This window comes from Oscillospiraceae bacterium (assembly GCA_034925865.1).
Lineage (GTDB): Bacteria > Bacillota > Clostridia > Oscillospirales > SIG627 > SIG704.
In genome coordinates this window covers 21257-34406 of record JAYFRN010000046.1, presented here as the reverse complement: position 1 = coordinate 34406, position 13150 = coordinate 21257, and the positions used below count along the sequence as shown (strand labels likewise).

Below are 13150 nucleotides of genomic sequence, written 5' to 3'. Positions count from 1 at the left end.
ATATCCTCTCAGAATTTAAACATAGCAGGAGCAATTTTAAATAATGAAGCATTGTATAATACTATAACAATGTCAAAATCATTGTCTTTTAAGAAATTTGTCGCGGTTGTTTTCATAAACCTTGTGTCAAACAAAGTTACTTTTTTGAAATTCTGTGACAGCCATGCACCAACCGGCAAAGCAAATGAATCCTTAATAACAAGTATACTCTGATCAGTTTCCGCATTATCATTTTCTAAAACTACCATATCCGTATCATTACCCAGATAGCATTGATATCTCTTTTGTATTACGGTATCCAGATTGTTCAAATAGGACTGATCGAAAATTGCTTTTCTAAAATTGCCTTCTCTGACGGTATTATAACTGTATGTAAGTTTTATATCAGTTTCCTGCTTGGGATAAATAAGCGTTATGGTATCCGCACCAGTAAAGCTCATTTTTAATCCGTCTGCATAATAAGAATACATTGAATTTTTGTATTGTTCAATATTATAATTTGATAAATCGGAATAATATCCGTTTTTATTGATGTCAATTGAAAAAGAGTCCTTTAAATAATCAAGAAGAACCGAATAACCGAAAAATGCTCCTGTATGAGACCAATGATGTTCGGTTTTCAAAAAGAATTTCGATGTATCGACTTTGGGATCAAGAAATGCCTGTCTGATATCGAGATAATTTATATTGTTTTGCGTAAGCTTTGATATAAAATCATCGGCAGTTTTATTTGTGTAATCCTTGAAATATTTCGGAAGGACGGTTTTGCCTTCGAGTATTTTAAAAGGAGCAATTACAAATGAAAACTTAATACCTTTTTTCTCACATAAGTCTGATAGCTTTTTAACATTCGGCAGATATATCGAAGGATCGATATAATCGTATCTTACCTGTAATACCTTGTCATAATCTCTGATTGTTGAAGCATTGCCGTTATCTTTGTAATCGTTCATTACATAAGTTATATCTGAAAATGCGGGATATTCGCTGTTAACATCTATAATTGATATGCAAAGGTCGGTTTTCGAAGCATTTATATATGATTTAACTGTATTAAGCACCGACTCCTTTAATAAATTTATATTTATTATGTACATATCTGCGAAATAGAGAGCCATTAATGAAAGAGTTGAATAGTCGTTGCCGTTGTGAATAACGGTTATATTACCTATCCCGTTGGGATTTGATACATGAATCAATGCGGCGTCTCCGCAAAAGAATAGATTTGATAAATTGTTTTCATTGGTCTTATCTGTTGAAATTATCACTTCGTCAAATAAACCGGAAGCTGTTGATGATTCACTGATTTTTTTTTCGACTTTGAAGTTATATCCTTTTCTGAAATGAAGGTTCATGAAATTAAAATTTTCGCCCATTTCGTTTTTAAGCATGACACTGTTTTCAACAATAGAATCAGCAAGCTTTTTATCAGTATATCCTCTCATTAAAACATATTCATCAAAAAGCATTAATGAAATCCTGCCGAGTAAAAGCCTTGATGCTTCATATGTCGTAATATTTGTTCCGTGATAATACTGTTGAACATCAGATGAATCGAAAATATCAGAAAGGTCAAGTGTGTCAGCGTGTTCTCTTTTTAACAAAGTTTCAACAGCTTTATTATTGGCTCTTGCTTCGCTTCCCTTTTTAGAAGGAGGAGTTATAAATAAACAAGGAGTTTTATAATTATAGAAATAATTATTCAGGTTTAAAAAATCCGCGGCTTTTGCCGATAGCTTATCATCGCTCATCGATGGCGATGCGTCCTCGGTTTTGGAAAAATTGATATCTGTGAGCGAAACTGATTCAATGTCAGCTGTTTTATCATTTTCGGTATTATGTGAAAATTCGCATGAAGTAAATCCTGCTGTAAGCAAAACTACAAGCGACAACGCAAACGCTGTCGCTTGTTTTGCTATTTTATAATTTAAAGGTTTTAAGTTATAATTAGAACCGGACAGCGATATGTCAAAGTGAGAAAACAATGCACTCCCAGCCCTCGAGCGAAAGACCGTCTTCTTTTTCAAAGCCATATGCTTTCATCGCTTCCACGACCTCATTCATTCTTTCGGTAATGATTCCGGAAGCAATAAGTTTCCCCTTTTTATTTAATTTATTTGCAAAGAAGGAGCCAAGTTCGATTATAACTCCGGCGACAATATTCGCGAATATCAAGTCATATTTTTCACTCAGCTTTATTGCGGAAGCGTCGTCCTCTGTCGCATCTCCGCAGAAAATCCGGTAACGATCGGATTTAATGTGATTTTGTATGAAATTCTCTTTGCATATCTTTACGGCAACAGGATCGATATCAACTGCGTCAATCTGAGCATTATCTGAAACCAAAGCCGCGCCTATTCCGAGAATTCCGCTTCCGCATCCTATATCAAGGATTTTTTTGGCGTTCGGTGCGAATTTTTCACATAACTCAAGGCAGAGTCGTGTAGTGGCATGTGTTCCGCTTCCGAAGGCTCCGCCGGGATCAATCTCTATCAAAGCTCTCCCCACGGGAACAGCAGGCTTTTCCCATGTAGGCGAAACCGTAAAGCAATTTCCCACATTAAATGGATGAAAAAATTCCTTCCAGTTATTTTCCCAGTCGGCAGTATCGATATTTTCAGAGGTAAGAACAGTTTTAGACGCTCCGGAAGAAGAAGGTATCACGATATCTTTTATCAAATCAAACGCTTTCTGCCCTTCTTCATCAAGAGAAAGATAGATTTTTATAACCGCAGAAGCGTTTTTTGTTTTAATCAGCTTGTCGTCTATGTAATCATAAAACATACGTCCGGCCACAGCATCAAGATCGGCAAAGTCATGTGTTTCAAAATATGAAAAGCCGTTAACGACAAGAAGATTTTCAGTTTCTTCCACAAATTCATGCGGAAGTGTTATAACAGCTGTGAGATATTTCACTTATATCAAATAACCCTTCAATTTTTCAGGAAGATTGTCAAGCGCAATTGAAGATGTTATGACGAAATTTATCTCAAAATTTCCTGCTATTGCATCAAGTTTTGCAATAAGCTCTGTAAATTCATCAAGCTTTTCATCGCATATCTTTAAAGCGGAATCAATAAAAACATCCTTTATGTCATAATTAGCCGCAAGCACTCCGCAGACAAGTCCATAGAGCGAATCGGCGCTGTCGACAGAATAAACTTCGGTATCAATAAGACGAACCTGGTGACGAATATCAAATATCAGCTTGTTGCCTTTTTCGATACATACTACATTCCCCGGAGAGGTTTCCACGGAACGATTCACAAGCTCAATAAGGTGCTTCGTTTTTCCGGTGCCTTTAAGTCCGACAATTAATTTGATCATGTCGTTTATTACCTTTCTTCGCGAGCTTACACCCGCCTTGATAATATTCTACATTGTTTTTACGAATATTTCAATAGCTTTTAGATGATTTTTATAAATTACGGCAAAAAGAGGATTGATATGTTATATTGAGTATTTTGCTTTATATTTGTGAAGATATTATGTTTTTCGCTTCCGTCTATTAATTTGAAAAGCAATAACTGCTATAAATCATATAATAAATTTTATAAAATATTAATAAAAGTTTTGATACCACTTGACACACATTACTATGCGTGATATAGTATTATGCGTCGGAGGTGATTGGTTAAATGGATATTCAACTCAAACGCGGAGTCGTGGAGATATGCGTGTTAGCTGCAATGCTTAAAGGCGAAACATACGGCTATCAATTGATCAAAGATATTGAACCTCATATCGAAATTTCGGAGTCAACTCTTTATCCTATATTAAAAAGGCTTGAAACCTCAGGATGTCTGACCGTGCGTTCCGCCGAGCATAATGGCAGATTAAGAAAGTATTATTCGATTTCATATGAAGGAATGGAAAAAATCAAGGAATTTCTATGCAACTGGGACAGTATTATGAAAACCTATAAATTTATTAAAGGAGAATATGAAGATGCGAAAAGATGAATTTATTAAAGCACTTAAACGAGCTTTATTTAGATTAAAAAAAACGGAACGTGATCGGTACTTAGCATATTATAGCGAGTTAATTGACGATAAAATCGAATCTGGTATGAATGAAGCAGAGGCTATCGGAGAATTCGCATCTATTTCTAATATAAAAGAATCAATTATGTCAGACGCCTTGGAACGCGGAATGATAAAACCCAAACACAACCCGCTGACTATAATTTTGTTGATACTCGGATCACCGCTTTGGCTTGCGTTCGTTCTTGCGCTTTTTTCATTAATAATTGCTTTATATGTAGTCGTATGGGCAGTCATAATTTCAATATGCGCAATTGAACTGTCATTCATTGCTGTCTGCATAGGATCAGTAGTTTTCTTTATTGTAAATATGGCTTCAAACAGCGCTTTTGCTCTTTTAATTCTCGGAAGCGGTTTAATATGTGCTGCCATATCTGTCCTGATATTCGTTCCAATAATAAAGCTTATAAAACACATGGTCATATATTCTTTTGAATTATGTAAAAGTATATGGCAAAAAATCAATATAAAAGGCAGAGAGCTAATATGAAATATAACAACAAAGTAATAATTACTGTTTTTTCTATTTTAATGACATTAGGAGTTATCTGCGTAATTGGAGCTTTTATTTCAACTAATTTTAATTTTAAATTTCTGAACACAGATAAAGAATACACAGAAATTATCAAGGATTTTGATGTCTCCGAAGGATGTTCTCTCCAAATCATAACCGATATAGAAGATATACGAATAGGTATTTCTGAAGATAACCTTGTTCATTTGAAATACTATGACTCCGATAATCAAACCCATTCATTCGAGTATACAGAGGACATTGTCTCATTACACCTTAACAGAGTATACCGTAAATGGTATGATTATATTCGATTCAATTTTTATTATAAAAATAATTGTATAAATGTGCTTATTCCTGATAAAATGAATGGAGATATAACACTAAAAGCTGCAACCGGTACTATAACAGTTAGCAATATTTCTTCTGACGGCAATATTATGATAAAGAATTCCACAGGAGAGATCAACATTGAAAATTTGCACGCAGTTGAAATAAATATGAATTCCGCAACCGGAAGTATCATGGCTCAGAAAATCGTCTCGTCAAAGTTCAATGCAGAGTGCTCAATCGGAAATATTGACACAAAAAATATTATCGTAGATTCATTTACTGCAATTTCATCGACGGGTAATGTTTCGTTGAATTCTGTTTCCTCTGATTCTGTTAAAGTAAAATGTTCAACTGGTAATGTTGTATTCACTGATCTTGACGGAAAAGATATTGACTTTAAAACATCAACCGGTAAAATTAAAGGAAATATAAACCGTCACATAACAGAATATCAAATTACAAGCAAAACATCGACTGGTAAAAATAATCTTACCGGTATAAATTTCAACGGCCAATATACACTATCGGCTGAAACTTCTACAGGTAATATTGAGATATTATTTGCAAAATAAGAATATATACTAAAATAATTATAACTACACGTAAATAATCCGGGCATAAAACGGAGTAACTTCATTAAAGTTTCAACCATCAATGCCCGGATTAATTATTTTACTGTTATTTAAACATTATTTATGCTCGTAACCCGGTTTTCCGAGATGAATAAACATATTACGTTTATATTCTTCAACACCAGGCTGATTGAATGGATTAATACCGAGTATATAACCTGATATTGCGCATGCTTTTTCGAAAAAGTATGTCATATATCCGAAATTCATTTCATCGGCGCAATCAAGCTCCATTATTATATTGGGGACGCCTCCGCTGCAATGCGCCTGTACGGTTCCTAAAAACGCTTTACTGTTTACATAGCTGAGAGAACGCCCGGAAATGTAATCAAGTCCGTCAATATCGTTTTCGGCTTTTGGTATTGAAATATCATGACGAGGCTTATTTGTGAGAATTACAGTCTCAAATAGTATTCTTTTGCCATCCTGTACATATTGTCCGAGCGAATGAAGATCTGTTGTGTATATCAAGCTTGCTGGGAAAATACCTTTATTGTCTTTTCCTTCGCTTTCGGCGAAAAGCTGTTTGAGCCATTCCGCAATATATCTGAAGCTCATTGAATATGCACAATAAATTTCTATGCTCTTTCCTTTTGAATACAATATATTTCTTATTGCCGCATATTTGAGGCAATCATTCGATGCGTAATCAAAGTTATCAAAGTCTTTGCATGCATCAAGAGCGCCTCTCATTATTTGATCAATATCACAGCCGGCGACGGCAATCGGCAACAGACCGACTGCGCTCAACACGCTGTATCTTCCTCCGATATCGTCCGGTACAATAAAGGTTTCATATCCCGCGTTCTCGGCGAATTCTTTCAAGGTGCCGGGAACAACCTTTTTATCTGTTGTTATATAAATACGTTCTTTGGCGCCGTCCTTACCGTATTTATTTTCAAGAAGTTCTCTGAATATGCGAAACGCAATTGCAGGCTCTGTAGTTGTTCCTGATTTTGATATAACATTTATGGCTATTTCTTTATTTTTGCATATTTCGAGCAACTCATATATGCTGTCGGAATCAATAGAATTACCTGTGAAATAAATTTCAGGTGACTCGCCGCTGAAAACATTATGGTTTTCGCCTTTTATAAATTCAATTGCCGCTCTTGCCCCGAGATATGATCCGCCTATACCAATTACAACGAAAACTTCGCATATTTTTTTAATTTTTTCCGCAGCTGATTTTATACGTGCAAATTCCTCACGATCGAAAGTTTTTGGAAGATCAACCCAGCCGACTGGCTGCGAACACTTCTCAGTGTCTTCTTGGAGACGTTTTGCTGCTGTTATTGTGGGACTCTCAAAATTTTCATATTCTGATTCGGTTATAAACTGTCTTAAATATTCTGCGTTTAACTTCAATGACATTTTTAATTATTCTCTTTCCTTAAATAGATTATAAATTACATTGTACATCGTTTTTATCTTTAATTCAAGAATATATTATACAAAATATGATATATTATGCGTTTATTTTTACTATATTGAATGCTGTGCACAGTTATTATACAGCATTTTAAATAAGTCGTGTTTTATAAGAGAGAAAAGCCCATATACCAGAGTCTTTTCTCTCTTTAAGCGGTAATTATTTAAATGCCGAGTTAATAATATACAATTTTATTGAAAGATTATAATTATGAGTGTATAATGTAAGTCAAAGAAAGGTGATAAAATGATTGATTTGATATCTCTTGAAAAAAGCTTTGTTGCTCCTCATCTTAAAAAAGGAGGCGTAGCTGTAGATTTTACGATGGGAAACGGACATGATACATTATATCTTTCCGACTCAATAGGCATTGAAGGAAAGGTATACGCGTTTGATATACAAAAGATCGCAGTTGATTCAACCCGCGCTCTTCTTCAAAAGGAAGCATTATATAATAATTATACACTTATTTGTGATTCACACGCAAATATTGAGCAATATGTAAAAGAACCGATTTGCGTGGGAATATTTAACCTGGGATATCTACCAGGAGGAGACAAGAGCATCACAACCATGCGTGCGTCAACACTGGCTGCCGTTAATGCCGGAATCAATTTGTTGGGAAATGACGCCATATTGCTTATTGCGGTATATCCCGGTCATGCGGAAGGAACCGCGGAAGGCGAAATGCTCATTTCGCATCTGCAGACATTGGACAGAAAGATATACTGCGTCGGATGCTTTAAAATAATCAATTCACCGTCTTCACCGTTTTTCATTTCGATAGAAAAAAAATAAATCAGCTCTCGTAAGATGCGTAGAAATCACAGATTTTTTTGGCGTCTTCCTCAAAGCCTTCCGGAATCAAGGCAGTTACATATACAGGTTTTTTCTCACTGAGAAATTTATTAATATATGAAATTACAATAAGGTTGTTTTTTTCGGAGAAAAATCCATTTACTTTGCCAATTCCTATGTCTGTAAGTGAATAATATGTACCGTTTGCATAAATACCGTAATCTCCGAAAAGGAAGACGCCGCTGTTTTCCTTTTTACGTCCGGTGCGAATAGTCCGAATTATTATACATGACGCCATTGCAATTACTGCATAAGTAAACATTATCCAGAATGTAATTGGGCTGCTGCCTAAGATCCAAAATCCCGATCCTATAATAATACAGAAGACGCAAAACAAGGAAATGGTTCTGATATCGTCGTTCCCTTGCTTCTTAATCGCGATTTTTCCAGAAAAAGAAGCATTTTTACCGGATAATCTGAACGCTGCGAGCCTTGAACTCTTTAATACAATCAACCTTTGAAAATCAATTGTTCTCCTTGCCAAAAGAATCGTATAAATAAGACCTATTACGAATAATGCGAGGAGAATCATCGCATAACCTATTTTTCCTTTTGAAAATAAAATGTATGATGCGATAGCCCAGGCGGCGCAAACCGATATGCAGAATATTAAATATCCCCAAAGATAATTGTTCACTTTAAAACGTGATTTTTCGCCATTGGCGTGAAAGTTTACTGTTTTCTCCATTTTATCTGAATGCTCCGGTTTTTATTTAAATAATATATGTTTATAAAATTCAGTAGCTATTGCAAACAATTGCCAAAGTTAATTATAACACCGTCGGTATTCAATGTCAATCCCACCCTATTGTATTGAATATATTTTTATATAATTTTTCTATATTGACAATAATAAAAAAACAGTATAAAATATTTACTCATGTTTGATACTTTATGAAAGGCGTTATCCTAATAATGAAAAAACCGTTTATTACAAAAGACGAAGCAGAAAAAATCGCATCAAAATATCCGACTCCCTTTCACATATATGACGAAAAAGGCATACTTGATAATCTTGCGCGTTTAAGAAAAGCTTTTTCTTGGAATCCAGGATTTAAAGAATATTTTGCCGTAAAAGCAACACCGAATCCTATCATTATAAAGCTCCTTACAGATTCCGGATGCGGAGTAGACTGTTCCTCGTATACAGAATTGCTTATGGCAAAAGCACTGGGGCTTTCCGGTAATGATATTATGTTTTCATCAAATATGACTCCGGAAAAAGATTATATTCTTGCTCATGAGCTTGGCGGTACAATCAATTTGGATGATATATCTCATATAGACTTTGTTTCAAATCTTTTTAAGCTGCCGGAAAAAATGTCCTGCAGATACAATCCGGGCGGATATTTCGAAATATCCAATAATATAATGGATAATCCGGGAGACGCGAAATACGGATTCACCCGTCCGCAGATTTTCGAAGGCTTTAAAAAGATGATAAAACTGGGAGTTAAGGAATTCGGAATTCACGCGTTTTTGGCAAGCAATACAAAAACAAACGAATACTACCCTGCTCTTGCTTCAAAGCTTTTTAACCTCGCGGTCGAGCTTAAGCGTGAAACAGGAGCGAATATTACGTTCATAAATTTATCGGGCGGAATCGGAATTCCGTATAGACCAGAAGATCCGGAAAATGATATAATGAAAATCGGAGAGGGCGTAAGAAAAGAATTTGAATCAATTCTTGTACCCGCAGGTATGGGTAATATTTCAATATACACTGAGCTTGGCAGATTTATGCTCGGACCCTACGGTGCTCTTGTGGCGCGTGCCATACATTATAAAAATACGTATAAGCATTATATCGGGCTTGACGCGTGTGCCGCTAATCTCATGAGACCTGCTATGTACGGAGCTTACCATCATATCACGGTGCTTGGCAAAGAAAACGCCGAATGTGATCATGTCTATGATGTTGTCGGAGGATTATGTGAAAACAACGATAAATTTGCCATAGATCGTGCTCTTCCGATAATAAATATAGGAGATATCATATATATACATGATACCGGTGCGCACGGTTTTTCGATGGGGTATAATTATAACGGAAAGCTCCGTTCAGCTGAAATACTGTATCGTTCCGATAAATCCTTTACTCTTATTCGACGCGCGGAAACTCCAGAAGACTATTTCTCCACTCTCGATGTGACAGGAATTTTTAAAAATCAATAATGTTCACCTTTGGTTTTCTTTTGCTTCATATGACTTTCACAGTTTAATTATATCATGATATTAAAATTTAAAGGCAGGTAACGCTTTGAAGATTACAATAAAAAAATTATTTACATTTTTGCTGACCGCTCTTATGATATCGGCACCGGCATTATCACTGCTCTCTTGCTCCGAAAAAGTTGATGGCGGATATGTTCTTGTAAACGGCGAAAAGGTCGTTCCCGAATATGTTATGCAAATCGGAGATAAAAAGGTTTCATTTGATGAATATAGATATTATTATCTGTATTCACGTGACAACAATGATCAGGGAGATCGTACTTATTGGGATGGCGATGGCAGTAAAGCGGCAGATCTCCTTTCATATGTTGAAAATAACATCGTGAGTCAATATGTTATGCAGATTATGGCCGATGAGTTGAAAATTACACTTGACGAGACGGACAATAAGGATATTACTGACAATTACGCCAGCGCCGTCGAATATTACGGCGGAGAAGATGCTTTCAATAAAAAGCTTGCTGAAAATTATCTCACTCCAGAGCTGTATAATGATTTATCGAAGACGTCTGCATTGACATATAAAGCATATCAGTATTATTACGGTGACAACGGGACAATGAAATTCACCGATGAAGAATATGCGGATTATTTTGAAAAAAATTATTATGCCGCATATAATATCCTTTTCCTTTATGCAGAGGGCGAGGATGCAACCAATTGCCCTGAGACAATAAAAAAAATAAATGAAATCAGTGAACGTATAAAGAACGGTGAAGATTTCATTACTCTTTCAACTACAGTGGGCGATGATATCGAAGGTATGAAAGCAAATCCTAACGGCTATCATTTTACTGAGGGAGATATGGTCGGCGAATTTTATAACACTGTGAAATCACTTGAAATCAACGGTATCAGCGAACCATTTACAACAAGTTATGGTTGCCATATTGTCATGCGTGTTCCTTTAAATGCTGATACGCGCGAATCAATGAAGGAAAAGGTTCTTTACGGATATACTGACAGCTATAATAATTGGGTTTCCGGATATTATGAAACACTTTATCAGGAATTGGTGAATGATAAAAAAGAAAGCATAACAGTAAAATATTCCGATATATATGATAAAATATCTCCGACCACAGTGTATTAAATTAAATTTTATCAAGTGTTGAGAAGCTTACGGATGATTTCGTCCGTGAGCTTTTCTTTCTTTTGAAAATCCATCGCAGATATGTATATTTTTTCGGTTTGTGTGTGTAGCTCGGAGGCAATTTTGAAATTTTTAGCTGCTTCCGCGATTGCAGACGATTCCAGCTTTGTAATGAAACTGATCATATTTTTATGTTTTTTACGTTCTCTGGCATCTGTAAATCTTTTCATATTGATTGTTTTATACGGGATGCCGTGGTATTTTTCCCATGACTTTTGATCATCACGTATAGTTACGGACAAAGCCGCCGATGGAAATAAAATTCCGTCCGTTCTTTCCGGGCAGAGCGAATCATATGAAATAATATAATCTGTATTTTCGCAATTTGCCAATTTGCATAATTCGGTTAAAAAAAGATGACCGCATCCGGAACCATTGATTATTATGCATTTTTTTTGCGCTTTAGATTCATATGAGCCCGTTCGGATATATCCATGATCGTTTATTGCAGAAATAAGTCTAATTTTACAGCTTTTTGTAATATTATTGTTTTTATCAAATATATCGTTGTAAAAAAAACGTTTTGCGGCAGCAGACATCTTGTCAAAAGATAACTTGTGTGATATAATGTCCGAGACAGCACCTTCGGCTTCGCCTGCTAACGTAAGCATTTTATATGCACGTTTTATATATAACTGTTTTTCCGCCGCTAGAGCTTTTATTTTTTCTGTATTTTTAACTAAGCTTTCTGTATCCCAATATTCACCAAGATTTATTATGCTGTCCACAGCGCCGGGATATATGGGATCCACCATATGAGGTGAAGTACCGTCAATAATAGCCGATTTTATTTCTGGTATTATCAAAGCATCAAACGAGCGGATATCTGATGAACAAAGAAATTCTTCTGTCACATATCCTTTTGCTCTCATAATATTCGATACATCCTTCATCAGCTTGGATTTGCCTGTTCCGGGGCCTCCTTTTAATATTAATATTCTGTCAAACTCTCCGTTGAAAAAAATGCTGTCAAATCTGCTGACGAATCCGTTTTTTGTGTTTGAGGATGCGAAATATTCTCCGCCGCCCTTTACTTCAACACAAATAGCTCTCATACTTATTCCTGTTCCCGGAAGTTATGTCGTTTTCTACGTTTGCTTCCGTATGGTTTATATGTTTTAACCGTTTTCTACTTTATTTTATGTAAGACTAGGTTTTTATGTTACTTTTTTTTATTTCGAAAGGAAAATCAAATGAAAGCAATAATTCTTGCTGCCGGCAAGGGAAAAAGACTTAACTCAGAAATCACACATATACCAAAAGCAATGAGAACCGCTCTCGGACGTCCTCTTATAGAATATGTTTTAGACACAATCGGCTTTATTGATATAAATGATATAGTTATTGTTGTGGGATTTGAAAAGGATCAGATCATAAATTCGCTGCCGGATTATTCTTTTGCCGTCCAATCAGAGCAGCTTGGGACCGGGCACGCGGCTTTATGCGCGAAGGATTTTTTTGCTGATTATGACGGAGACATTCTTGTCATTGCCGGTGACACTCCTTTGATTCTGCGAAGCACAGCCGAAAAGCTGTTGGAATTTCATCAGGAAAACAACAACGCTTGTACGGTACTGTCATGTATGGGTGAAAAGGGGCTCTCGCTCGGAAGAATAATGCGTGATAAAAACGGTAATCTTTCAGAAATCGTCGAAAATCGCGACTGCACTTCTGAGCAGCTTGAAATATGTGAATATAATACCGCGACATACATATTCAAAAGCAAGCTTTTATTTCCCGCTCTTGAAAAAATAATGAGAAATAATCAGAAGCATGAAGTCTATCTCACTGATGTTCCGGCTGTTTTACTAAACGAAGGCGAGAAAGTCGGCGCTGTTACCTGTGAACACGAATTTGAGATATTCGGAGTAAATACCGAAGCTGATCTTTATAGAGTAGAAGGAGTCTTGAAGTCTCGATTGAGCACTAATTCATATAAGAATTGAGTAT

13 protein-coding genes are annotated in these 13150 nt (G+C 35.9%); 7 read left to right on the top strand and 6 right to left on the bottom strand.

Going from position 1 to position 13150, the window contains the following annotated elements; genetic code table 11:
* Positions 1 to 8 precede the first annotated feature (8 nt).
* Genes VB118_12745 through VB118_12735 form a run of 3 tightly spaced genes read right to left on the bottom strand, consistent with a single transcriptional unit; the run spans position 9 to position 3327 of the window.
* Entirely contained in the window at positions 9 to 2033 is a 2025-nt protein-coding gene (locus tag VB118_12745) for a DHHW family protein (protein ID MEA4833470.1), read from the bottom strand.
* The gene (gene prmA / locus VB118_12740; GenBank protein MEA4833469.1) at positions 1969 to 2916 is read right to left on the bottom strand and encodes a 50S ribosomal protein L11 methyltransferase; all 948 of its coding nucleotides are present in this window, start codon (positions 2914 to 2916) and stop codon (positions 1969 to 1971) included. Before prmA ends, VB118_12745 begins: the two co-directional genes overlap by 65 nt.
* Positions 2917 to 3327: a hypothetical protein gene (locus VB118_12735; protein ID MEA4833468.1), complete on the bottom strand. Its 411-nt coding sequence runs from the start codon at positions 3325 to 3327 to the stop codon at positions 2917 to 2919. It lies immediately after the preceding gene.
* 311 nt (positions 3328 to 3638) lie between these two features.
* Here VB118_12735 and VB118_12730 point away from each other — a divergent pair, with 311 nt between their 5' ends.
* Genes VB118_12730 through VB118_12720 form a run of 3 tightly spaced genes read left to right on the top strand, consistent with a single transcriptional unit; the run spans position 3639 to position 5462 of the window.
* Entirely contained in the window at positions 3639 to 3962 is a 324-nt protein-coding gene (locus VB118_12730; protein ID MEA4833467.1) for a PadR family transcriptional regulator, read from the top strand.
* A complete protein-coding gene (locus VB118_12725; GenBank protein MEA4833466.1) occupies positions 3943 to 4533 on the top strand; it encodes a DUF1700 domain-containing protein in 591 nt (196 codons plus the stop codon). Before VB118_12730 ends, VB118_12725 begins: the two co-directional genes overlap by 20 nt.
* Positions 4530 to 5462, top strand: coding sequence for a DUF4097 family beta strand repeat-containing protein (locus tag VB118_12720; GenBank protein MEA4833465.1), 933 nt, complete (start codon positions 4530 to 4532; stop codon positions 5460 to 5462). Before VB118_12725 ends, VB118_12720 begins: the two co-directional genes overlap by 4 nt.
* A 117-nt stretch (positions 5463 to 5579) precedes the next feature.
* Here VB118_12720 and VB118_12715 read toward each other — a convergent pair whose 3' ends face one another.
* The gene (locus VB118_12715; protein ID MEA4833464.1) at positions 5580 to 6896 is read right to left on the bottom strand and encodes a glucose-6-phosphate isomerase; all 1317 of its coding nucleotides are present in this window, start codon (positions 6894 to 6896) and stop codon (positions 5580 to 5582) included.
* A gap of 304 nt (positions 6897 to 7200) precedes the next feature.
* Between VB118_12715 and VB118_12710 the strand changes: the two genes are divergently transcribed.
* Complete coding sequence (locus tag VB118_12710; GenBank protein ID MEA4833463.1) at positions 7201 to 7752, top strand: class I SAM-dependent methyltransferase; 552 nt, start codon at positions 7201 to 7203, stop codon at positions 7750 to 7752.
* Position 7753: 1 nt separating this feature from the next.
* Here the strand turns inward: VB118_12710 and VB118_12705 are convergent, their stop codons facing one another.
* A complete protein-coding gene (locus VB118_12705; GenBank protein MEA4833462.1) occupies positions 7754 to 8500 on the bottom strand; it encodes a hypothetical protein in 747 nt (248 codons plus the stop codon).
* A 224-nt stretch (positions 8501 to 8724) separates the two neighbouring features.
* On the opposite strand from VB118_12705, the gene VB118_12700 reads away from it, so the two are divergent.
* Together VB118_12700 and VB118_12695 are read left to right on the top strand one after the other, a co-directional pair.
* A complete protein-coding gene (locus VB118_12700) occupies positions 8725 to 9987 on the top strand; it encodes a diaminopimelate decarboxylase (protein ID MEA4833461.1) in 1263 nt (420 codons plus the stop codon).
* Between the two features lie 85 nt (positions 9988 to 10072).
* Positions 10073 to 11140, top strand: coding sequence for a peptidylprolyl isomerase (locus VB118_12695; protein ID MEA4833460.1), 1068 nt, complete (start codon positions 10073 to 10075; stop codon positions 11138 to 11140).
* A gap of 11 nt (positions 11141 to 11151) precedes the next feature.
* On the opposite strand, the gene VB118_12690 is transcribed toward VB118_12695, so the two are convergent.
* Positions 11152 to 12255: a hypothetical protein gene (locus tag VB118_12690; GenBank protein MEA4833459.1), complete on the bottom strand. Its 1104-nt coding sequence runs from the start codon at positions 12253 to 12255 to the stop codon at positions 11152 to 11154.
* Positions 12256 to 12393: 138 nt separating this feature from the next.
* Between VB118_12690 and VB118_12685 the strand changes: the two genes are divergently transcribed.
* The gene (locus VB118_12685; protein ID MEA4833458.1) at positions 12394 to 13146 is read left to right on the top strand and encodes an NTP transferase domain-containing protein; all 753 of its coding nucleotides are present in this window, start codon (positions 12394 to 12396) and stop codon (positions 13144 to 13146) included.
* The last annotated feature ends 4 nt before the right edge of the window (positions 13147 to 13150 follow it).

Coding starts and splice junctions, on each gene's coding strand:
- VB118_12710 (MEA4833463.1), top strand. CDS start 7,201: ATGATTGATTTGATATCTCTTGAAAAAAGCTTTGTTGCTCCTCATCTT.
- VB118_12745 (MEA4833470.1), bottom strand. CDS start 2,033: ATGGCTTTGAAAAAGAAGACGGTCTTTCGCTCGAGGGCTGGGAGTGCA.
- VB118_12690 (MEA4833459.1), bottom strand. CDS start 12,255: ATGAGAGCTATTTGTGTTGAAGTAAAGGGCGGCGGAGAATATTTCGCA.
- VB118_12705 (MEA4833462.1), bottom strand. CDS start 8,500: ATGGAGAAAACAGTAAACTTTCACGCCAATGGCGAAAAATCACGTTTT.
- VB118_12685 (MEA4833458.1), top strand. CDS start 12,394: ATGAAAGCAATAATTCTTGCTGCCGGCAAGGGAAAAAGACTTAACTCA.
- VB118_12720 (MEA4833465.1), top strand. CDS start 4,530: ATGAAATATAACAACAAAGTAATAATTACTGTTTTTTCTATTTTAATG.
- VB118_12715 (MEA4833464.1), bottom strand. CDS start 6,896: ATGTCATTGAAGTTAAACGCAGAATATTTAAGACAGTTTATAACCGAA.
- VB118_12730 (MEA4833467.1), top strand. CDS start 3,639: ATGGATATTCAACTCAAACGCGGAGTCGTGGAGATATGCGTGTTAGCT.
- VB118_12735 (MEA4833468.1), bottom strand. CDS start 3,327: ATGATCAAATTAATTGTCGGACTTAAAGGCACCGGAAAAACGAAGCAC.
- VB118_12725 (MEA4833466.1), top strand. CDS start 3,943: ATGAAGATGCGAAAAGATGAATTTATTAAAGCACTTAAACGAGCTTTA.